This window comes from Streptomyces sp. NPDC021093 (genome assembly GCF_044333135.1).
In the GTDB taxonomy this organism is placed as follows: domain Bacteria; phylum Actinomycetota; class Actinomycetes; order Streptomycetales; family Streptomycetaceae; genus Streptomyces.
On record NZ_JBIRQJ010000010.1, the window covers coordinates 137,910 to 158,605 of the forward strand.

Sequence of the window (20,696 nt, forward strand, 5' to 3'; positions counted from 1 at the left end):
GCAGGGCTCAACTCCTCAGCAGCAGAGCGGAAGTGGGGACGCCCTCGCCCGCCGTGACCAGGCAGGTGGCGGCGTTCGGGACCTGGGCGGTGCTGGTGCCGCGCAGCTGTTTCACGCCCTCGTTGATCAGATTGAAGCCGTGCACGTACGCCTCGCTCAGCCCGCCGCCCCCGGTGTTGATCGGCAGCCTGCCGCCGCTCTCCAGCGCCCCGCCCTCGGTGAACGCGGCCCCTTCGCCGCGCCCGCAGAACCCGTACCCCTCCAGCGACAGCGGGATGAGCGGCGTGAACGCGTCGTATATCTGCGCCACGTCGACGTCGTCGGGGCCGAAGTCCGCCTGTTTCCACAGGTGTCGGGCGGCGGTCCAGGCCGGTCCTGTCAGCGGGTCGTCGTTCCAGTAGTTGACCATGCCGTGGTGCTGGGCGGGCAGGCCCTGGGCGGCCGAGTGGACGTACACGGGCTTGCGCCGGCAGTCCCGTGCCCGCTCGGCGGAGACGATCACGCACGCCAACGCACCGTCGGTCTCCAGGCAGTTGTCGAAGAGACAGAGCGGCTCGCTGATCCAGCGCGAGGTCATATACATGTCGCGGGTCAGCGGCCGCTCGTACATCATCGCGGCGGGATTCTGGTTGGCCCGGTTGCGGCAGGCGAGGGCGACGTTGAAGAGGTGGTCGCGGGTCGCGCCGTACTCGTGCATGTAGCGGCGGGCGAGCATGCCGATCTCGTCGGCGGGGCGGAGCAGGCCGAAGGGGCGGGTCCACTGGGCGGGCGTCGGCAGCTGAACCGCCGTGTTCCGCCAGGGCCTCGGTCCGCTTCCGCGCTTGCGGGAGCGCCATGCGACGCCGACGCTCGCCTGTCCCGTCGCGATCGCCGAGGCCAGATGTGCGACGGTCGCGCACGAACCGCCGCCGCCGAAGCCGACCTTGGAGAAGAAGGTGAGGTCCCCGGCGCCGACGGCCTTCGCGACCTCGACCTCGTCGGTCTCCTCCATCGTGTACGAGGCGAGGCCGTCGACCTCGGCGGGATCGATGCCCGCGTCGTCGAGCGCGGCGAGAATGGCACGGCAGGCCAACTCCTTCTCGCTCCCCGGGAGTTGTTTGGCGAAGGCGGTCTGTCCTATCCCGACTATCGCAGTCGCGTCCTTGAGTGCTGCTGGCATGCTTCCCGGCCACCTCCGCAACGGTCCTGACTGCTGACAGCGCGTCAGGCTACAGCTAATCTGACGGATAGTCAGCTAGTGGTGTGGGAGGGCTTGCGATGCGGTTCGACGCACAGGGCGACGCCGAGTTCGACGCCGAGTTCGACGCGGATTTCGATGCGGACTTCGACGCCGGGCGGAATGCTCGGTGGAACACCGTCCCGGAGCTGGTGCGGCACGCCGCGAGCCGGTACGGGGAGCGGGAGGCGGTGGTCGAGGGCCGCACCCGCCTCTCGTACGCGGAACTCGGCGAGCGCGTCGAACGCGCGGCCGCGGCCTGCCTGGCCCGGGGCGTCCGGCAGGGCGACCGGGTGGCGGTCTGGGCCCCCAACACCCTCGACTGGATCGTCTCCGCCCTCGGCGCGGTGACGGCGGGAGCGGTCCTGGTCCCGCTCAACACCCGCTTCAAGGGCACGGAGGCGGCGTACGTCCTGCGCCAGTCCCGTACGAAACTGCTCTTCATCACGGGCACCTTCCTCGGTACGTCGTACGTGGCGTCGCTGCGACGGGCGACGGCGGACGGGCCGGGGGACGGTCGGTCCGACGGGCCGGGGGACGGTCGGTCCGACGGTCCGGGGAATCCGGGAGGCGGCCCGCTCCCCGGCCTCCCGCACCTCACCGACGTGGTCGTCCTCGCCGACGACGCGGTCCCGTCCGACTTCCTGACCTGGAAGGACTTCCTGGCGGCGGGGGAGTCGGTGAGTGGCGCGGCAGTCCGCGAGCGCGCGTCGGCGGTCTCCCCCTCCGATCCCTCCGACATCATCTACACCTCCGGCACCACCGGTCGCCCCAAAGGTGCGGTGATCACCCACGCCCAGACCCTTCGGGCCTACGACATCTGGGCCGGCCTGGCCGGCCTCCGCGAGGGCGACCGCTATCTGATCGTGAACCCCTTCTTCCACACCTTCGGCTACAAGGCCGGCATCATCGCCTGCCTCACCCGGGGCGCGACGATGGTCCCCCAGCCCGTCTTCAACGTGGACACGGTCCTCGCCAACATCGCCGCCGAACGCATCTCGGTCCTCCCCGGCCCCCCGACCCTCCACCAGTCCCTCCTGGACCACCCCGCCCGTGCGTCACACGACCTCTCCGCCCTCCGCCTGGTCGTCACGGGCGCCGCCGTCGTCCCCCTCCAACTCGTCGAACGCCTCCGCTCCGAACTCCACATCGCCACCGTCCTGACCGCCTACGGCCTCTCCGAAGCGTCCGGGATCGTCACGATGTGCCGCCGCGGCGACGCCCCGGACGTCATCGCGGCGACCTCGGGCCGGGCGATTCCCGGTACGGAGGTACGGGTCGGGGCCCCGCCGGGCACCCCGGGAGAAGTCCTGGTCAGGGGCTTCAACGTCATGCAGGGCTACTTCGAGGACCCCACCGGCACGGCGGCCACGCGCACCCCCGACGGCTGGCTCCGCACCGGGGACGTGGGCATCCTCGATCCCTCCGGCAACCTCCGCATCACCGACCGGATCAAGGACATGTTCATCGTCGGCGGCTTCAACGCGTACCCCGCCGAGATCGAGCAACTCCTCGGCCTGCACCCGGACATAGCGGACGTCGCGGTCATCGGCATCCCGGACCCGCGCCTGGGCGAGGTGGGCAAGGCGTACGTGGTCCGCCGCGCGCACTCGTCCACCACCCTCACGGCCGACGACGTGATCGCCTGGTCCCGCCGCGAAATGGCGAACTACAAGGTCCCGAGGTCCGTCGAATTCGTCTCCGACCTGCCGCGCAACGCGAGCGGGAAGGTGCTGAAGGGGGAGCTGCGGAGCCGGGAGCGGGAGCGGGAGCGGAACGCCGGGTAGCGGGCTTTCGCTTTCAGCGCGCGGCGATGGCGTCCCACGCGGCCGCGCGCAGGTCGCGGATCTCGTTCATGGCCGTGCGCCAGGCCGGGGCGTCGCCGGGGGCCGTGCGGACCGTGTACTCCGCCTCGCGCAGGCGTGCCGCGGTCTCCGGGACGCGGGTGATCTCCACCGTCACCGCCCAGCTGTCCAGGAACTGGGTGAGCGGGGCGAGGGTGCCGGAACGGGCCGCCAGGTTGAGGGCCTCCTCCATCTGCCGCTCCATGTCCGGGAGCTGGTGCGGAGCGAGGCGGGAGAGCGCGGAACGCAGGCCCGCGGTGGTGCGGTCGGGCCGGGGGACGAGCGGGGTGCGGCCGTCGGTGGGCTCGCTGCCGGGGGCAGTGGGTGTGGTCGCGGCGGCGTTTCGCTGGGCGGCGGTCATTCCGGTCCTTCCGGGGCCTTGCGGGATGCGTGGTCCGGCCGTACCGGGCTTGTGGCCTGGGATTTTGTCCGGATCGCTGGTCCTGCGGATCTCGTACGGGAGGAGGGCGGAACGGTGGTGCGGGTTGCGTGGGGTCGTAGGTGTACGTGACACGTGTATGGGGCCCGTGTACGTGCCTGCACGGACCGCGCCCGGACATGAGTCGGCCGCGACGGCTCCCCCTCCGCGCCGCCGCGGCCGATCCCCCCGTACAGGAAGGTCTACTTCGCGGGCTCCGACGAGGCGTGCATGTCGTCGGTCTTGGCGGGCTCCGACGAGGCGTGCATGTCCTTGGTCTGAATCTTCTCGTCGTCCGCGCTGCTGGCGTGCATGTCGAGCGGCTTGATGTCGGGCGCGGGCTTCTTGGCGTCGCTCATGATCATCATCTCCGGTGAGTCTGTGCTTGGCAGATGGGTGGAGCCCGCCCGTCCGTTCCCCCGTGGCCGATCGGGCGGACTCCGCAGGGCCGTTCACCTTAGTTCGCGGCCCTGAGCTCGGTCCCGTCTGCCCCCCGACGCGACGGATCCGACAGCCATGACAATGCCGGAGGGCGATAAACGAACGATGAACGCCTAGGCCGCGGCGGCCAGGGCGAGCAATCTGTGCACTTCGGCGGCTTCTGGTGAGCCTGACCCTTCGTAGATGGCCAATGCCTCGCGCCAGCACACATGCGCCCGGCCACTCTGGCCGACCGCGTGCAGTGCCCGGCCGAGCACGGTGAGGACGTTGCCGCGCCGCCATTCGCCGCCGATCCCACGGAGAACGGTCAGCGCCTGCTCCGCCTTGGCAGCGGCCGAGGCCGGTTGCTCCGCAGACAAGTCGACCTCGGACAGTCGGAAGAGCGTCATGCCTTCCCAGAAGCGCTGACGACTGTCGTGGAAGACCGACAACGCTTCGTAGAGCCGTTCCGTTGCCGCCTCGCGCTGTTCGTTCTGGGTGAGCGCCAGGCCGAGCGCATACCGTGCGTTCGCCCCGCGCAGGGTGTTTCCCATGCCGTCGTAGATGTCCAGCCCTTGCTGCGCCAGGGAAACGGCGCTCGCGGTGCGGCCCATCGCGAGGTGGATGCGCGAGAGGTTGCACAGGGCGCTGGCTTCGCCCGGGCGGTCGCCGATGCTGCGGAAGTTGGAGATCGCCAGGGTGAGGTGGGTTTCGCCGTCGGCGTGCCGGTTCTGGTACAGCGCCATGATGCCGCGCGCATTCGGTGCCCAGCAGGTGGGCAGCGGATCTTCCGCCGCAGTGGCCAGCCGCATGACCTGTTCGGCTTCCTGCTCGGCCTGCTCGAAGCGGCCCGAGGTGTGGTGTACGTCGGCCAGGGTCAACAGGGCGCGCCCCTCGGTCCGTTCGTCCCCGTTCGCTTTCGCCGCCTCCCGCACCGCCTGGGCCGTCGACTCGTACTCCCGAGCGTTGGCGCCCGATTCGCCCAGGTCCAGCGCTGCCCACAGCAGATCCACCGCCCTGCGTACGGTCCCCGCCCCGGTCGACTGCCGTACGCAGGCCAGTAGCGGGCCCGCCTCCCTGTACAGCCAGTCCCGGGCGTCGTGGCGGTCGGTGAACTCCAGCCCGCTCCGGCCAACGGGTTCCAGGTGATCCACCAGCCGATCCCCCGGCCGCTCGATCGCGTAGACCCCCGCCGCCGTCGCCAGATAGAAGTCCAGCAGCCGCGACAGCGCCAGCTCACGGCCCGTCGCCGGGTGTTCGTCGCGTTCCGCGCATGCACGCGCGTAGAGGCGTACGAGGTCGTGGAAGCGGTAGCGGCCCGGGGACGCCGACTCCAGGAGGGAGGTGTCGACGAGGGACTCCAGCACGTCCTCCGTGTCGTAGAGGGGCAGGTCCAGCACCGCCGCCGCGGCGGCGAGGGAGATGTCGGGGCCGTCCGCGAGGCCCAGCAGGCGGAAGGCGCGGGCCTGGGCGGGTTCCAGTTGGCCGTAGCCGAGTTCGAAGGTGGCCTTGACCGCGAGGTCGCCGGCCTGGAGTTCGTCGAGGCGGCGGCGTTCGTCGGCCAGCTTCGCCGCCAGTACGGACACGGTCCAGGTGCGGCGGGCGGCCAGCCGGGCCGCCGCGATCCGGATCGCGAGGGGGAGGAAGCCGCACGCGCCGACCACGTCCAGCGAGGCCTCGCGCTCGGCGGCGACCCGCTCCTCGCCCACGATGCGGGTGAAGAGCTGGAGGGCTTCTTCGGGGGACATGACGTCGAGGTCGATGAGGTGTGCGCCGGCCAGGTCCACCATCCGGGTGCGGGCGGTGAGGAGGGCCGCGCAGCCGGGGGTGCCCGGGAGGAGCGGCCTGACCTGCGACGCGTCCCGTGCGTTGTCGAGGAGTACGAGGACCCGGCGGCCGTCGAGGGTGGAGCGGTAGAGGGCCGCCCGCTCGTCCAGGGAGTCCGGGATCGCCGTGTCCGGGGTGCCCAGCGCCCGCAGAAATGCCCCGAGCACCGTCTCCGGTTCGGCCGCGCGCGAGCCCGCGCCCTGGAGGTCGACGTACAGCTGGCCGTCCGGGAAGTGCGGGCGGGCGGCGTGCGCGACGTGGACGGCGAGGGTGGTCTTGCCGACGCCGCCGATGCCGGCCAGGGCGGAGACCGCCATGACGCTGGTCTCGGCGCTCGCGAGGCGGTCGCCCAGTTCGCGTACGAAGGAGGTGCGGCCGGTGAAGTCCGGTACGGAGGCCGGGAGTTGGGCGGGCCGGATCACGGCGGGGGCGGCCGCGGCCGGGGCCTCGACGGGCCGGGCCAGTTCCTCGTCCGCCTCCAGGATGCGCTGCTGGAGCCGGGAGAGTTCCGGGCGCGGGTCCACGCCCAGCTCGTCGGCGAGCATCCGCCGGGTGTCCGCGTACACGGCGAGCGCCTCCGCCTGCCGCCCGCAGCGGTAGAGGGCGAGCATGAGCAGCTCGCGCAGGCGTTCGCGGAGCGGGTGCGCCGCTGTGAGCGCGGTCAGCTCCGAGACGGCCTCCGCGTGGCAGCCCACCTCCAGGTCCAGGTCCAGCCGGGTCTCCGTGAGCTGCAGGCGCCACTCCTCCAGCCGGGCCCGCTGCGACTCCGCGTAGGGCCCGGGTACGGAGGCCAGCACCTCGCCGTCCCACAGCCCGAGCGCCTTTCCGAGCAGGTCGCGCGCCGTGCAGCGTTCTCCGGCGGTACGGGCCTTCTCGGCGTCCGCCGCCAGCTCCTGCGCCACCGCCAGGTCGAGCGCCCCGCCCGCCGGCCGTATCGCGTACCCGCCGGCCAGGCTGACCAGGACGTCGGCGCCGAGCGCCTTGCGCAGCCGGGAGGCGTACGTGCGCAGCGCGGCCAGCGCCTGCGAAGGCGGTTCCTCGCCCCAGATGCCGTCGATGAGTTCGGCTGCGGTGGCGGTCCGTCCGTCGCGCAGCAGGAGCAGGGCGAGCAGGGCCCGTTGCTGCGGGGACCCGGCGGGCACCGGTTCGCCGCCGCGCCAGGCCCGGACCGGTCCGAGCAGGCTGAAGCGCAGCTCGGACGCGTCGGGGGCGCCGTCCGGCGCATCGCCCGGTATGCCGTCCATTGCAATCCCCTTGCCGTTACTTCCCGTAGCACCCCGTTATGGCAACTGTCAGTTTGCCCTGTCCATGGCGAGCGCGTCAGTACGGAAACCTCAGAGGAACCTCAAGGATGCGAGCAGAAACTGCACTCACACCCACCTGACGGATCGTCAGATCGGCGGTACGGTGACGGTCATGGACAGCTTCCCGAAGATCATCTCGGTGGACGACCACACGGTGGAGCCCCCCGGCGTCTGGCAGGACCGGCTCCCGAAGAAGTACCTCGACGTCGGCCCGCGCATCGTGCGCGCGCCCCTGAAGGAAATGACCTTCCTGGGCGGAAAGTTCGCCCCGGTCATGGGGGAGAAGGGCGACGAAGGACCGATAGGCGACTGGTGGGTGTACGAGGACCTGCACCGCCCCCTCACCCGCCTCGACACGGCGGTCGGCTACGACCGCGACGAGATCAAGCTCGAAGTCATCACCTACGAGCAGATGCGCCCGGGGTCCTTCTCCGTCCCGGACCGCCTCGCCGACATGGACGTCAACCACGTCCAGTCCGCCCTCTGCTTCCCCACCTTCCCGCGCTTCTGCGGCCAGACCTTCACCGAGGCCCCCAACCGTGAACTGGGCCTGCTGAGCGTCCGCGCGTACAACGACTGGATGGTCGACGAGTGGTGCGGCCCGGCCGCCCACGGCCGCCTCGTCCCCCTCACCCTCGTCCCGCTCTGGGACGCGGACCTGGCCGCCGCCGAGGTGCGCCGCAACGCCGCACGCGGCGTCCGGGCGGTCGCCTTCTCCGAGATCCCGCCGCACCTGGGCCTCCCGTCCATCCACACGGACTACTGGGACCCCTTCCTGCGCGCGTGCGACGAGACGGGCACGGTCGTCGCGATGCACATCGGCTCGTCCTCGAAGATGCCGTCGACGTCCGCGGACGCCCCGCCCGCCGTCGGCTCGACCATCACCTTCGCCAACTGCTGCTTCTCGATGGTCGACTGGCTGATGAGCGGCAAGTTCGAGCGCTTCCCGAACCTCAGGATCATGTACGCGGAGGGCCAGATCGGCTGGATCCCGTACATCCTCGAACGGGCCGACGTCGTCTGGGAGGAGAACCGCGGCTGGGGCGGAGTCGCCGACAAGGTGCACCGCCCGCCGTCCGAACTCTTCACGGAACACGTCTACGGCTGCTTCTTCGACGACGCGTTCGGCCTGAAGAACCTCGACTCGATCGGGGTCGGGAACGTCCTGTACGAGACCGACTACCCGCACTCGGACTCGACCTGGCCCCGGTCCAAGGAGGTCGGCGAGGCCCAGATGGGCCACCTGGAGCCGGACGTCGTCGACCGGATCGTACGGGGCAACGCGATCGAGCTGCTGGGGCTGACGGCGGAAGGGCTGTGGCCCGGGAAATAGCGGCTCGGGGAGGGGATGCCCGCACGGCTCGGTGCGGCGGTGCTTACGGTTTGTGGGTCACCCAGAGCATTTCCGCCGGCCAGCGGTGTGCCCAGTCGGGCGGGTCGGTCCGGTTGTAGCCGTTGGCCGTTCCGGGGTCGGGCCGCGGCTCGATGAGGTCGTCGACGACGAGACCCGCGCCGCGCAGGACTCTGATCCAGCCGCCGTAGGTGAGCTGATAGCTGACCGCGCCCTGGCCCTCGGCGATGGCGTCCAGCCCGAAGTAGTCCTGGTGCAGCGTCGTGGTGGCGCGGCTGGCGGCTTCGTCGTAGCAGGCTTCGAACCATGGGCTGGCGACGTTGAACACCAGGCGCCCACCGCGGCGCAGGACGCGTGCGGCCTGCGGGACGGCCAGGTGCGGGGGCGCCCAGCTGAGCCCGCCGTAGTCACAGAACACCAGGTCGAAGCTGTCGGCGGCGAACGGGAGGTGCTCGGCGGCGCCCTGCACCAGCGGGTAGCGGGCCGCTCCCATCGCGCGAGCCGCCGCGGCGAGCTGGGCTTCGGACAGGTCGAACCCGACCACGGTGGCGCCCTCGGCGGCGAGCGCCCTGGACCACTGGCCGGCGCCGCAACCGAGTTCGAGGACGCGCTTGCCGGTGACGTCGCCCAGGGCGTGCAGGTGCGCGTCGGGGATGGCGTACGTGCCCCACAGCCGGGGCGTTGCGCCGATCTGCGGGTCGTGCTCGTGCTGGTAGGTGCTGCTGATCTGGTTCCAGAACCGCCGGTTGGCAGAAGTGCTCTCCACGCGCCGACTCAAGCACTGCCTGCCGGGGCGGTCAACACGATTGTGCTGCGACCGTCCCAGCGGCAGTGACGGGCGCTCAGTTGCCGCGGTCGTGCAGGGTGTATCCGCCGTCGACGACCTTTGCGTCGGCGGCGGGGGACATGCACTTGGTGAGCAGGGGTGCGCCCTTCTTGGTGGCTCCTGAGAGGCCGATGCGGGTCTCGCCCTTCCCCGGCTTCTCCGGGACGAGGAAGCTCACGCCCATGCGGGTGTGCGGGTCGAGGTCGGTGAGCCAGGGGTGGCCGGGGCTGGTGCGGGCCAGCCGGCCGGTGACGGTGGCGGTGGGGCCGCCGGTGGTGAGGCAGTCGACCTTGAACTCGCCCCAGTGGAGCTTGCCGTCCTGGAAGTGCGAGATGCGGAAGGTGCCCCAGGAGCGCTGCGGAATGCTGCCCGCGGTGTACGTGGAGCGGGCGTCGACGGACACGCGCACCTCCTGGTCGGCGACGGGGTAGTCCATGCGTGCGTCGCCCTTGAGGGAGGAGACGGCGGCGGGGGCGGAGGCCGAGACGGCGGCGGTTCCCGGCGAGGGCGGGGCGGTCGTGGTGGGTGCCGCGACGGCCACCGGTGCGGCGACGGCGGCCACGATGGCGAGGAGGGCGGTGGCGCGCAGGGTCCTGTTCAGCAACATGTGGGGCTCCTGTGTCGGGGCGGGCGTGAGGTGCCCCCTGATCGTCGTCAATGACCTTGGCCCCCGACGTCGTTCGCAGGAGGGGTCCGTCTCCGCCGTGCGGCGGAGACGGGCCCTGACGGGTGGGTGCGGAGGGTGTGCTGTCCGGCCGGTTCCCGAGCGGGTGCCGGGGGCGGCTCATCCGCGGGTCGGGACCCGCAGGTGCTGGACCGCCGCGCGGGCCGAGTAGGCCGTTTCGCCCGCCGCGATCCGGGCTTCGAGCTCCGCCACCGTACGGTCGAAGTGGTCCGGGCGGACGCCCGTCCCGCGTGCCACGTCGCCCATGTTGCGGGCGGCCGCCACGACCAGGTCGAGGGTCTGCTCGTAGACGGGCGGGCCGTCCGAGTCGATGTCCGCGGCCATCAGCGGCATCATCCCGAGCATGCTCGTCAGCCAGGCGACCAGGTGCTCCGTGAAGCCGGACGCGGTGGTGCCCTTGTGGGACGTGGCGACGGCGGTGGCGTGGAAGAAGCCGGCGAACATCATGTCCATCCCGCTCAGCAGGGCGAGGTCGTAGAGCGATGCCGTGCCCACGTCCGTGCCCAGGTACTTCGGGGCGCCGAGTGCCGCCAGGGTCGTGCGGTGCGCGTCGAAGGGGTCCTGGGCGCCGCTGTAGAAGAAGAAGGCCTCGGGGGTGGCGATCTGGTGGGGGACGGCCATGATGCCGCCGTCCAGGTAGGACGCGCCGAGGGCGTGGGCCCAGGCTTCGGTCGCACCGGCCTGTGCGGGCGTGCCGTTGGTGAGGCTGACGAGGGTACGGCCGTGCAGGGCGCCGGCGGCCGGTTCGAGGAGGGCGTGCTGGGTGTCGTAGTCCAGGACGCACGAGATCGTGAGGGGGCTCGCCTCGATCGCCTCGCGGACCGTTGCCGCCTGCACCGCCCCGTGTGCGACCAGCGGGGCGGCCTTCGACGCGGTGCGGTTCCAGACGGTGACCCGGTGCCCGGCGGCGAGCAGCGCTTCGGCCAGGGCAGAGCCCATCAGACCCAGCCCGAGGACGGTGACGGATACGGGGGACGCGGGGGACGCGGGGGACGCGGACATGGAGGTTCCCTTTCGGAGGAGTGGTGGGGTGTGCCCGAGGTGGGCTGCCCCCAGCCTCGTACCGGAACCGCCGTGCCTCAAGTACGCACAAAAAGGTGGGTGGTCGGTGTGCGGGTGAAGTGGGTGAACCTGGGCCGGTCCACCGTGCGGACCGTCTCGCTCCGGGTACACGGAGAGGGACGCCCGACGGGCGGTGGCACGAGGAGTGCGCATGAGTGACGGGACAGTCGTTCTGCTGGTCCTGGCCGGACTCGTGGTCGTGGCGATGGTCGTGGTCGCCGTGATTCTGCTGGTCAAGATGGTGAAGGCACGGAAGCTGCTCAACGAGGCCGGGATTCCGGTGGAGAACAAGGTCCTGTTCTGGGGCGCGGTCGTCTATCTGGTGAGCCCGGTCGATCTGCTGCCGGATCCGGTGCTGCTCGACGACATCGGGGTGCTGCTGATCGCCCTGCGGTCGCTGTACGCGGCGGCCGAGAAGGCGGGCGTCACGCGGCACAAGGAGCCTGTGCCGTTGGGGAAGTAGCGGACGGCGAGAAGGTCCGCCCCGGCCGGAAGGACAGCCGGCCGGGGCGGACGGAAGAGCGAGGATCCCGGGTGGAGCGAGGGGCCGGGCCAGGCCGCGATGCGCTCGCCCGTCGGCTCGGCGAGAACGATCTGGACGTGCGACGGGGCGTACTTGCGCGCCGAGCAGTGCGTGCGGGCTGTTCGGCGGGGTCGCCACCACGAACTGGGTGACCTCCGACCACGGCAGCAGCACCCTGCCGAACTGCGCACCGGCCGTGGTCATGAACTCTGCGGTTGCAGAAGGCAGTTGAACGGATGTGGCGTACCGCGTGAAACCTGTCGGGGCTTGGAAATCGGCGGTGCGGAACCCCTTGTCTGACTAGTCGTCAGCTATGACGATGGCCGGGTCGTTCAATGTGTGACGGTCCGTCAGGTCTGGGGGTCTTCTCATGGTGCGGGTCCTGCCCGAGGGGCGGCTGTCGTACGGGATGCAGCTGCCCGTGCAGTCGCAGAGCGTGATCTATGCGGAAGAGTGGGAGGCGGGCGCCGGGCCCGAGGAACTGGCGGAGGTGGCGCGGGTCGCGGACCGGAGCGGGTTCGCGTACATCGCGACCTGCGATCACGTGGCCATACCGCGTCGGCTGGCCGATGCGATGAGCACGGTCTGGTACGACCCGGTGGCGACGCTCGCCTATCTGGCCGCCGTCACCGAGCGCGTGCAACTGCTCAGCCACGTGGCCGTGGTGGGGCTGCGGCACCCCCTGGCGAGCGCCAAGCAGTACGCGACGCTGGACCACCTCAGTGGCGGGCGGCTGATCCTCGGGGTCGGGGCCGGGCACGTCGAGGAGGAGTTCGCGGCGCTGGGGGCCGACTTCGCGGGGCGGGGGGCCGTGCTCGACGAGTCGATCGACGCGCTGCGGGCCGCGCTCGGGCCCGAGGAGTTCCCGGAGTTCGCGGGGGAGCGCTTCGCGTTCAGCGGGCTCGGGCAGAAGCCGCGGCCGGCCCGGGAGCGGGTGCCCGTGTGGGTGGGCGGATCGTCGCCCGCCGCGGTGCGCAGAGCGGCCGTGCGGGGGGACGGATGGCTGCCGCAGGGCGACCCGCGCGACCGACTTCCCGCCCAGATAGCGAAGTTGAAGCGGTTGCGCGAAGAGGCCGGGAACCCCGGTCCGATCGAGATCGGGGCCATCGCCGAGCCGCTGTACGTCGGCGACGCCGGCTGGGACGTCGGGCGGCGCACCCTGAGCGGCAAACCGGATGCGATCGCCGAGTCCCTGCGCGCGTACCGGGCGATGGGCGTGCACCAGATCCAGGTGCGGTTCCGCAGCCGTGGCGTGGCCGAACTCACCGAGCAGATGGCGGCGTTCGCCGCCGACGTGGCTCCCCTGCTCGACCAGTAGTCGACCGGCAGGACTCAATCAGTAGGGATGTGGCTGGCATGGGCAAGCTCGACGGGCGCGTCGTCATCGTCACCGGTGCGGCACGCGGGCAGGGCGAGCAGGAGGCGCGGCTGTTCGCGGCGGAGGGCGCGCGGGTGGTGCTGGGGGACGTGCTCGACGACCAGGGGGAGGCGTTGGCAAAGGAGTTGGGCGACGGAGTGGCCAAGTACGTCCACCTCGACGTGAGTCAGGAGGAGGGGTGGGTGCGTGCCGTCGGCGTCGCGAAGGACACCTTCGGGAAGATCGACGGGCTGGTCAACAACGCGGGGATCCTGCGGTTCAACGAGCTGGTGAACACGCCGCTTGAGGAGTTCCAGCAGATCATCCAGGTCAACCAGGTGGGGGCGTTCCTCGGGATCCGTACCGTCGCGCCCGAGATCGAGGCCGCAGGCGGCGGGACGATCGTCAACACGGCCTCGTACACCGCGCTGACGGGGATGGCGTACGTGGGTGCGTACGCGGCCACCAAGCACGCGATCCTGGGGCTCACGCGGGTCGCGGCGATGGAGCTCGCGGGCAAGGGGATACGGGTGAACGCCGTGTGTCCCGGGGCGGTCGACACGCCGATGACCAATCCCGCGGCGCTCGATCCGACGGCCGATCCGGCGGAGTCCGCGGCGGCGGTGGCCGGGCTGTACAAGAAGCTCGTGCCGCTCGGGCGGATCGGGCGGCCGGAGGAGGTGGCGGCGCTGGCGCTGTTCCTGACCTCGGACGACTCGTCCTACATCACCGGGCAGCCGTTCGTGGTGGACGGGGGATGGCTGGCGGGTGTGTCCATCGGCTGATACCTGACCGAGGGTGCATCTGATGGGTCGTCAGTATTGACGGTCCCGTGGTGCGGTGGAACAGTCGGTCACATCAGAATCTGACGGGGCGTCAGCAATCGTTAAGGACGGTGGACTTCCATGGAGTTCGGTCTCTTCGTGCAGGGTTACGTGCCTGTCGCGCGCCAGAAGGTCGACCCCGAGGCAGAGCACCACGCTCTGATCGAGGAGACCGAGTACGTCATCCAGGCGGACAAGTCGGGGTTCAAGTACGGCTGGGCGAGCGAGCACCACTTCCTGGACGAGTACTCGCACCTTTCGGCCAACGACGTCTTCCTCGGGTATCTCGCGCACGCGACGGAGCGGATCCATCTGGGGTCGGGGATCTTCAACCCGCTGGCGCCGGTGAACCACCCCGTGAAGGTCGCGGAGAAGGTGGCCATGCTGGACCATCTCAGCGGCGGGCGGTTCGAGTTCGGGAGCGGGCGGGGCGCCGGGTCGCACGAGATCCTGGGCTTCATGCCCGGGATCACGGACATGAACCACACCAAGGAGATCTGGGAAGAGACGATCTCCGAATTCCCGAAGATGTGGCTCCAGGACGAGTACCAGGGCTTCCAGGGGAAGCACTGGTCGCTGCCGCCGCGGAAGATCCTGCCGAAGCCGTACGGGAAGGCGCACCCGGCCATGTGGTACGCGGCCGGATCGCCGACGTCGTACGCGATGGCCGGGCGGATGGGGCTCGGGGTGCTCGGCTTCAGCGTCCAGAAGGTGTCGGACATGGAGTGGGTCGTCGAGTCCTACAAGAACGCGGTGAAGGAAGCGCAGCCGGTGGGGGCGTTCGTCAACGACAACGTCATGGTGACTTCGACGGCGATCTGTGCGGAGACGCACGAGAAGGCCGTGCAGGTGGCGGTCAACGGCGGGCTGAACTATCTGCAGTCGCTGCTCTTCCGCTACCACGACACCTTCCCCCGGCCGGAAGGGATTCCGGAGTGGCCGGAGCTGCTGCCGGAGTACAGCGAGGAGATCATCGAACTGCTCATCGCCGAGGAGCTGATGATCTGCGGGGACCCGGACGAGGTGCTGACGCAGTGCAAGAGGTGGGAACAGGCGGGGGCGGACCAGCTGTCCTTCGGACTGCCGATCGGGGTCCCGAAGGAGGACACGCTGAACTCGATCAGGCTGATCGGGGAGCATGTGATTCCGAAGATTGACACGGATCCTGTGCATCGGACTACGCGTATGCGCCAGCAGGCGGAGTAGGGGGGTGGGGGTGTGGCGGGGCCCTGCCGCGGCCCCCTCTGCCCCTCTGCCCCTGGCTTCCGGAGCCATCGGGCGGGGCCGGCGGGTGGGTTGTACGTGCGGGTGCGTCGTGGCTGGCCGCGCAGTTCCCCGCGCCCCTAACTGCCTGCCCCCTAGCCCCCGTGGGCGGCTGACGCCGCCGCCCCCTTAGCCGCCCTAGCCGCCCTAGCCTCCTTGGGCAGCGGGGCCGCCCCCCCGGGGGCGGGACGGGTGGGCAAGGGGGCGGCCCCCGCGCGGAGCGCACCCTTCCGCGTCCGCTTGCCCTCGCCACCGCACCCCCGCTCCCGCGTCCGCGTCCCGTGCGGGCCGGTGGGCCGCTTCGCGGATTGGGCCCCTCCCGCCCCTCCACCTAAACCGCTCGCCGCGGGGCGGGAGGGTGGGTGGTACGTGCGGGTGCGTCGTGGCTGATCGCGCAGTTCCCCGCGCCCCTAAAGGGGCGGCTGGTCGCGCCCGCGCGGCGGAGCCGCAGATCGAGCACAGCCCCGCGCCCCTAACGGGGCCGCTGATCGCGCCCACGCGGCGGAGCCGCAGATCCAGTACAGCCCCGCGCCCCTGATGGGGCGGCTGGTCGCGCCCACGCGGCGGAGCCGCAGGTTCAGTACAGTCCCGCGCCCCTAAAGGGGCGGCTGGTCGTGCCCGTGCCGTGGGCAAGAAGACTCACCCCCGAAAGGACTCCCATGCTCGACCACCTCATCCGCAACGCGACCGTCGTGGACGGGACCGGTGGTCCCTCCCGGGTTGCCGACGTCGGCATCCGGGACGGGCGCATCGCCGTCGTCGCCGCCCCCGGTGCCGCAGATGCCCAGGGGCCCGCCCGTAGTGAGGAGGACGCCACCGGGCTCGTCCTCGCGCCCGGTTTCGTCGACCCGCACACCCACTACGACGCCCAGTTGTTCTGGGACCCGTACGCGACCCCCTCCCTCAACCACGGCGTGACCACTGTCGCGGGCGGCAACTGCGGGTTCACCCTCGCGCCGCTCCACCCCGACCGGCCCGAGGACGCCGACTACACGCGCCGCATGATGTCCAAGGTCGAGGGCATGGCGTTGGCCGCGCTCGAAGAGGGGGTGGAGTGGTCGTGGTCGTCCTTCGCCGAGTACCTGGACGCGCTTGAGGGGCGGATCGCGGTCAACGCCGGGTTCATGGTGGGGCACTGCGCGCTGCGCCGGTATGTGATGGGCGCGGACGCCGTGACCGACCGACAGCCCACTGCCGCCGAACTCACCGAGATCGTAAGGCTGTTGAAGGAGGCCATGGAGGCCGGGGCCTGGGGGTTCTCCACCACCCAGTCCTCCACCCACTCCGACGGGGACGGCAAGCCGGTCGCCTCGCGGCATGCCCGTCCCGCGGAGCTGCTCGCGCTCAGCAGGGCCGTCGGGGAGCACGAGGGCACTCAGATCGAGGCCATCGTCGCCGGGTGTCTCGACCAGTTCGACGACGAAGAGATCGAGCTGTTCGTCGAGATGAGCGCGGCGGCCGGGCGGCCCCTCAACTGGAATGTGCTGACCATTGACGCCGCCGTTCCCGAACGCGTGCCCCGCCAGCTCGTACCCAGCGAGCGCGCCCGCAAGGCGGGTGGCCGGATCGTCGCGCTGACCATGCCGATCCTGACCCCCATGAACATGTCGCTGGGGACCTTCTGCGCGCTGAATCTGATTCCGGGGTGGGGTGAGATACTCGCCCTGCCCGTGCCGGAGCGGATCGCGAAGCTGCGCGAGCCCGAGGTGCGGGCCGAGATGCTGCGCCGTGCTGCGTCCAAGGAGGCCGGGGTGTTCCGGCGGCTCACCGACTTCGGGCGGTACGTCATCGGCGACACGTACAGCGAGGAGAACCGGCGGGCGGGCGTCAGCGGTCGCGTCGTCAACGACATCGCGGCCGAACGCGGCCAGGACCCCTTCCACTGTCTCGTCGAGATCTGCGCGCAGGACGAGCTGCGGACCGTGCTGTGGCCGATGCCGACCGACAACGACCCCGCCTCGTGGGCGCTGCGCCGCGAGACCTGGGAGCACGAGGACGTCCTGCTCGGCGGCTCCGACGCCGGCGCCCACCTGGACCGCATGTGCGGCGCCCCGTACACCACCCGCTTCCTCGGCGACTGCCTGCGCGGGCGGAAGCTGGTGGGCCTCGAAGCGGCCGTGAAGATGCTGACCGACGACCCCGCCCGGCTCTTCGGGCTGCGGGAGCGGGGACGCATCGAGGAGGGGTTCCACGCGGACCTGGTGCTCTTCGATCCGGAGCGGATCGAGGCCGGGCCCGCCACACTCGTCCACGACCTGCCCGGGGACAGCCCGCGGCTCGACTCCAAGGCGATCGGCATCGTGAGCGTGCGGGTCAACGGCGTGGAGACGATCCGCGACGACCAGGTGACCGGTGCGGTGCCCGGGACCGTTCTGCGCTCCGGGCGCGACACCAGGACGGTGGCCACCACATGACAGGAGCGCAGGGGCTGTTGATCGGTGGGGAGTGGGTCGCGCCCGACGGCGGGCACTACGAGGTGATCAATCCCGCCACCGAGGAGGTCGTCGGCCTCGCACCCGAGGCGAGCAGGGATCAGGTGTACGAAGCGGCCGACGCCGCCCGCGACGCCTTCGACTCCTGGTCCCGTACGAAACCGGAGGAGCGGGCCGCCGTCCTCGACCGGGCAGCCGACATCATCCGGCGCGAGGCGGCCGGCTACGCGCAGCTGGCGCAGGCCGAGACCGGTGCCACCACCGGCACCGCGCGCGGCATGCAGGTCGCCGTCGGCGAGGCGCGCTTCCGGCGGTACGCGCGGGGTGCTCTGGAACCGACGGAGACCGCGATTCCGCCGCAGATCAACGAGGCAGGACCGATGGGGAAGGCGGGCGTCTTCGGGGCGCTCGAAGTGCGCCAGCCCGTCGGGGTCGTCACCTGCATCACCTCGTACAACAACCCCTGGGCGAATCCGGCGGGCAAGATCGCGCCTGCGCTCGCCATGGGGAACACGGTGGTCGTGAAGCCCGCGCCGCAGGATCCGCTGTCCGTCTTCAAGATGGCCGATGCGCTGGTCGAGGCGGGGATTCCGCCGGGGGTCGTGAATGTCGTCAACGGGACGGCGGTCGGAGTGGGCGAGGCCGCCGTCGACTCCCCGTCCGTCGACATGGTCAGCTTCACCGGCAGTACGCAGGTCGGGCAGCGCATCGCGGAAGTCTGCGGCCGGTCCATGAAGCGGCAGCTGATGGAGCTGGGCGGGAAGGGCGCCGCGCTCGTCTTCGACGACGCGGACCTGGACTCGGCGGTGCTGGGGATCGGCACGACCTTCTCCTTCTACAGCGGGCAGATCTGTACCGCGCCGACGCGGGTGGTCGTTCAACGGGGCGTGTACGAGGCCTTGTTGGAGAAGCTCGTCGCCTACATCGGGTATCTGCCGGTCGGGGATCCGACCGCGCCCGGCACCGTCGTCGGCCCGCTCATCTCCGCCGCGCACCGCGACCGCGTCGAGTCGTACGTCGAGCTGGGCAGGAAGGAGGGGGCCAGGCTGGTGGCGGGCGGAGTGCGGCCGGATCTGGAGCGGGGCTTCTACGTCGCGCCCACCCTCTTCGCCGACTGCACCCACGACATGCGGATCGTCCGCGAGGAGATCTTCGGTCCTGTCGTTGTGGTCGTCCCCTTCGACGACGAGGAGGAGGGCATCGCGCTGGCCAACGCCAGCCAGTACGGATTGCTGAACTACGTCTGGTCGGGCGACGTCGCCCGTGCCTTCCGCGTCGCGCGCAGGCTCCGCGCCGGTGGCGTCGGCATCAACACCATCGGCCGCAACATGGAGGCGCCCTTCGGCGGCTTCAAGCGCAGCGGGGTGGGGCGCGACGTCGGCTCGTACGCGCTGCACGCCTACAGCGAGGTGCAGGCGGTGGTCTGGCCGGGGTGAAGTGCGCCAGTGCCCTGCCGAGGCGGACAGGCGGACGGGCGGACAGGTGGACAGGCGGACGGGAAAATTTAGAACCGGGACAAAGTGGACGGACCTGCGGTTTTCGCATGGTGGGGAGAGCCCCTCTTTTCAAGTATTCACAAGGTGGACTCTCCCTTTCCGCCTGGATAACCTTGATCGTTGAGGGCTTTGTCCCTCTCAACTCAAGGATCTTGTACCGGACTTTCAGCTTCCGGATGTGGAAACCGCAGGACTTAACGTCCTGTTCATGACTCAGGTGGAAACGAAGCCGCAGGCCGGAGACCCGGTAAGGGGCGTCCCCGAGGGGGCCGCTCCCCGCACGTCCGGCAAAGCTTCCGACGGCGTACGCGGCAAGGGCCTCGGCGGCAACTCCGTCGGGCTCCTCGGCAGCGCCGTCATCGGCATCTCCACCGTCGCCCCCGTCTACTGCCTGACCTCCACCCTCGGCTCCACCGCGGGCGAGGTCGGCCTCCAGATGCCCGCGATCTTCCTCGCCGGGTTCCTGCCGATGCTCCTCGTGGCCTTTGCCTACCGGGAGCTCAACAAGGTCATGCCCGACTGCGGCACCTCCTTCACCTGGACCGTGAAGGCGTTCGGCCCCCGGGTGGGCTGGATGTGCGGCTGGGGCCTGGTGGTCGCCACGATCATCGTGCTGTCCAACCTGGCGGGCGTCGCCACCTCGTACTTCTGGCTCCTGGCGGGCGAGCTCACCGGCAGCGACAGGATCGCCCACCTCGCCGACAGCAAACCCGTCCACATCCTCACCTGCCTCGCCCTGATCGCCCTGGCGACGCTGGTCAGCTACCGGGGGATGACCGCCACCAAGGGCGTGCAGTACGCCCTCGTCGGCCTCCAGCTCGTCGTCCTCGTGCTGTTCGTCGTGATGGCGTTCGGCAAGGCGGGCAGCGGCGGCGAGGTCCCCGCGTTCGCGGGCGGCGTCGACTTCTCCTGGTCCTGGTTCAACCCCTTCGCGGTGGGCTCCTTCGCCGCCTTCACCGCCGGGCTCTCCCTGTCGATCTTCATGTATTGGGGCTGGGACGCCTGCCTGACCGCCAACGAGGAGACCACCGGCAGCGAGAAGACGCCCGGCCGGGCCGCCCTCATCGCGATGGTCGTCCTGGTCGGCTCCTACCTGGCCACCGCCGTCGCCGCGCAGATGGCCGTCGGGTCCGGCGAGAAGGGCCTCGGGCTCGGGAACCCCGACACCTCCGACAACGTCTTCGCCGCCCTCGCCGGACCCGTCATGGGCCCCGCCCTCGGCATCCTGCTCTTCGTCGCCGTCCTGGCCTCCGCGACCGCGAGCCTGCAGACCACGTTCATCCCGGTCGCGCGGACCGTGCTCGCCATGTCCGCGTACGAGGCCCTGCCCGCCTCGTACGCCCGTGTTCACCCGCGCTTCAGGAGCCCCGGCCGCGCGACGGTCATGGCGGGCGTGGCGACCGGCATCTTCTACACCGTGATGACCCTGGTCAGCGAGCACGTCCTGGTCGACACGATCTACGCGCTCGGCCTCATGATCTGCTTCTACTACGCGCTCACGTCGTTCGCCTGCGCCTGGTACTTCCGGCGCGAACTGACCGGGTCGGTGCGCGACGCCCTGTTCAAGGGGGTCTTCCCGGTCCTGGGCGGGGCCCTGCTGGCCGCCGTCTTCGCGAAGACGCTGTACGACATGTGGGACCCGGCGTACGGCAGCGGCTCGTCGGTGTTCGGCGTCGGCTCGGTGTTCGTGATCGGGGTCGGGCTGCTGCTCGTCGGCTTCGTGATCATGCTGGTGATGCAGCGCCGCAGCCCGGCGTTCTTCCGGGGCGAGGTGCTGACGAAGGACACCCCGGCGCTGGTGGTCGCGGACTGAACCACCGGCCTCCGGGCGCGGTCTCCGGGCCTAGA

The 20,696-nt window shown here is 70.8% G+C and carries 16 protein-coding genes; 9 read left to right on the forward strand and 7 right to left on the reverse strand.

Features of this window, described 5'->3' with window-relative positions:
* Positions 1-7 precede the first annotated feature (7 nt).
* Positions 8-1,159: a lipid-transfer protein gene (locus ACH4SP_RS30100; RefSeq protein ID WP_398419380.1), complete on the reverse strand. Its 1,152-nt coding sequence runs from the start codon at positions 1,157-1,159 to the stop codon at positions 8-10.
* Between the two features lie 98 nt (positions 1,160-1,257).
* On the opposite strand from ACH4SP_RS30100, the gene ACH4SP_RS30105 reads away from it, so the two are divergent.
* On the forward strand, positions 1,258-3,003 hold the full coding sequence (locus ACH4SP_RS30105; RefSeq protein ID WP_398419381.1) for a fatty acid--CoA ligase family protein: 1,746 nt from the start codon (positions 1,258-1,260) through the stop codon (positions 3,001-3,003).
* 13 nt (positions 3,004-3,016) lie between these two features.
* On the opposite strand, the gene ACH4SP_RS30110 is transcribed toward ACH4SP_RS30105, so the two are convergent.
* From ACH4SP_RS30110 to ACH4SP_RS30120, 3 genes are all read right to left on the reverse strand, one after another.
* Positions 3,017-3,421, reverse strand: a complete 405-nt coding sequence (locus ACH4SP_RS30110) for a DUF6247 family protein (protein ID WP_398419383.1) — start codon at positions 3,419-3,421, stop codon at positions 3,017-3,019.
* A gap of 260 nt (positions 3,422-3,681) precedes the next feature.
* On the reverse strand, positions 3,682-3,837 hold the full coding sequence (locus ACH4SP_RS30115) for a hypothetical protein (protein ID WP_398419385.1): 156 nt from the start codon (positions 3,835-3,837) through the stop codon (positions 3,682-3,684).
* Between the two features lie 195 nt (positions 3,838-4,032).
* Entirely contained in the window at positions 4,033-6,969 is a 2,937-nt protein-coding gene (locus tag ACH4SP_RS30120; RefSeq protein WP_398419387.1) for a BTAD domain-containing putative transcriptional regulator, read from the reverse strand.
* A gap of 172 nt (positions 6,970-7,141) precedes the next feature.
* Here ACH4SP_RS30120 and ACH4SP_RS30125 point away from each other — a divergent pair, with 172 nt between their 5' ends.
* On the forward strand, positions 7,142-8,362 hold the full coding sequence (locus ACH4SP_RS30125) for an amidohydrolase family protein (RefSeq protein WP_398419389.1): 1,221 nt from the start codon (positions 7,142-7,144) through the stop codon (positions 8,360-8,362).
* 43 nt (positions 8,363-8,405) lie between these two features.
* On the opposite strand, the gene ACH4SP_RS30130 is transcribed toward ACH4SP_RS30125, so the two are convergent.
* From ACH4SP_RS30130 to ACH4SP_RS30140, 3 genes are all read right to left on the reverse strand, one after another.
* Positions 8,406-9,146: a class I SAM-dependent methyltransferase gene (locus ACH4SP_RS30130; RefSeq protein ID WP_398419390.1), complete on the reverse strand. Its 741-nt coding sequence runs from the start codon at positions 9,144-9,146 to the stop codon at positions 8,406-8,408.
* A gap of 76 nt (positions 9,147-9,222) precedes the next feature.
* A complete protein-coding gene (locus tag ACH4SP_RS30135; protein WP_398419392.1) occupies positions 9,223-9,813 on the reverse strand; it encodes a hypothetical protein in 591 nt (196 codons plus the stop codon).
* Positions 9,814-9,990: 177 nt separating this feature from the next.
* Complete coding sequence (locus ACH4SP_RS30140; protein ID WP_398419394.1) at positions 9,991-10,893, reverse strand: NAD(P)-dependent oxidoreductase; 903 nt, start codon at positions 10,891-10,893, stop codon at positions 9,991-9,993.
* 211 nt (positions 10,894-11,104) lie between these two features.
* Here ACH4SP_RS30140 and ACH4SP_RS30145 point away from each other — a divergent pair, with 211 nt between their 5' ends.
* From ACH4SP_RS30145 to ACH4SP_RS30175, 7 genes are all read left to right on the forward strand, one after another.
* Positions 11,105-11,416 (forward strand): YkvA family protein, encoded by a 312-nt coding sequence (locus ACH4SP_RS30145; protein WP_398419396.1) that lies wholly within the window; start codon positions 11,105-11,107, stop codon positions 11,414-11,416.
* Positions 11,417-11,846: 430 nt separating this feature from the next.
* Positions 11,847-12,794: an LLM class F420-dependent oxidoreductase gene (locus ACH4SP_RS30150; protein ID WP_398419397.1), complete on the forward strand. Its 948-nt coding sequence runs from the start codon at positions 11,847-11,849 to the stop codon at positions 12,792-12,794.
* Positions 12,795-12,832: 38 nt separating this feature from the next.
* A complete protein-coding gene (locus ACH4SP_RS30155; RefSeq protein WP_398419399.1) occupies positions 12,833-13,618 on the forward strand; it encodes an SDR family NAD(P)-dependent oxidoreductase in 786 nt (261 codons plus the stop codon).
* A 120-nt stretch (positions 13,619-13,738) separates the two neighbouring features.
* Positions 13,739-14,863, forward strand: a complete 1,125-nt coding sequence (locus ACH4SP_RS30160; protein ID WP_398419401.1) for an LLM class flavin-dependent oxidoreductase — start codon at positions 13,739-13,741, stop codon at positions 14,861-14,863.
* Between the two features lie 716 nt (positions 14,864-15,579).
* Positions 15,580-17,334 carry an amidohydrolase family protein gene (locus tag ACH4SP_RS30165; protein ID WP_398419402.1) on the forward strand — a complete coding sequence of 585 codons (1,755 nt, stop codon included), beginning with the start codon at positions 15,580-15,582 and terminating at the stop codon, positions 17,332-17,334.
* On the forward strand, positions 17,331-18,788 hold the full coding sequence (locus tag ACH4SP_RS30170) for an aldehyde dehydrogenase family protein (RefSeq protein WP_398419403.1): 1,458 nt from the start codon (positions 17,331-17,333) through the stop codon (positions 18,786-18,788). Before ACH4SP_RS30165 ends, ACH4SP_RS30170 begins: the two co-directional genes overlap by 4 nt.
* 268 nt (positions 18,789-19,056) lie before the next feature.
* On the forward strand, positions 19,057-20,661 hold the full coding sequence (locus tag ACH4SP_RS30175; protein ID WP_398419405.1) for an APC family permease: 1,605 nt from the start codon (positions 19,057-19,059) through the stop codon (positions 20,659-20,661).
* Positions 20,662-20,696: the final 35 nt, after the last annotated feature.

Coding starts and splice junctions, on each gene's coding strand:
- ACH4SP_RS30100 (WP_398419380.1), bottom strand. CDS start 1,159: ATGCCAGCAGCACTCAAGGACGCGACTGCGATAGTCGGGATAGGACAG.
- ACH4SP_RS30105 (WP_398419381.1), top strand. CDS start 1,258: ATGCGGTTCGACGCACAGGGCGACGCCGAGTTCGACGCCGAGTTCGAC.
- ACH4SP_RS30110 (WP_398419383.1), bottom strand. CDS start 3,421: ATGACCGCCGCCCAGCGAAACGCCGCCGCGACCACACCCACTGCCCCC.
- ACH4SP_RS30115 (WP_398419385.1), bottom strand. CDS start 3,837: ATGAGCGACGCCAAGAAGCCCGCGCCCGACATCAAGCCGCTCGACATG.
- ACH4SP_RS30120 (WP_398419387.1), bottom strand. CDS start 6,969: ATGGACGGCATACCGGGCGATGCGCCGGACGGCGCCCCCGACGCGTCC.
- ACH4SP_RS30125 (WP_398419389.1), top strand. CDS start 7,142: ATGGACAGCTTCCCGAAGATCATCTCGGTGGACGACCACACGGTGGAG.
- ACH4SP_RS30135 (WP_398419392.1), bottom strand. CDS start 9,813: ATGTTGCTGAACAGGACCCTGCGCGCCACCGCCCTCCTCGCCATCGTG.
- ACH4SP_RS30140 (WP_398419394.1), bottom strand. CDS start 10,893: ATGTCCGCGTCCCCCGCGTCCCCCGCGTCCCCCGTATCCGTCACCGTC.
- ACH4SP_RS30145 (WP_398419396.1), top strand. CDS start 11,105: ATGAGTGACGGGACAGTCGTTCTGCTGGTCCTGGCCGGACTCGTGGTC.
- ACH4SP_RS30150 (WP_398419397.1), top strand. CDS start 11,847: ATGGTGCGGGTCCTGCCCGAGGGGCGGCTGTCGTACGGGATGCAGCTG.
- ACH4SP_RS30155 (WP_398419399.1), top strand. CDS start 12,833: ATGGGCAAGCTCGACGGGCGCGTCGTCATCGTCACCGGTGCGGCACGC.
- ACH4SP_RS30160 (WP_398419401.1), top strand. CDS start 13,739: ATGGAGTTCGGTCTCTTCGTGCAGGGTTACGTGCCTGTCGCGCGCCAG.
- ACH4SP_RS30165 (WP_398419402.1), top strand. CDS start 15,580: ATGCTCGACCACCTCATCCGCAACGCGACCGTCGTGGACGGGACCGGT.
- ACH4SP_RS30170 (WP_398419403.1), top strand. CDS start 17,331: ATGACAGGAGCGCAGGGGCTGTTGATCGGTGGGGAGTGGGTCGCGCCC.
- ACH4SP_RS30175 (WP_398419405.1), top strand. CDS start 19,057: ATGACTCAGGTGGAAACGAAGCCGCAGGCCGGAGACCCGGTAAGGGGC.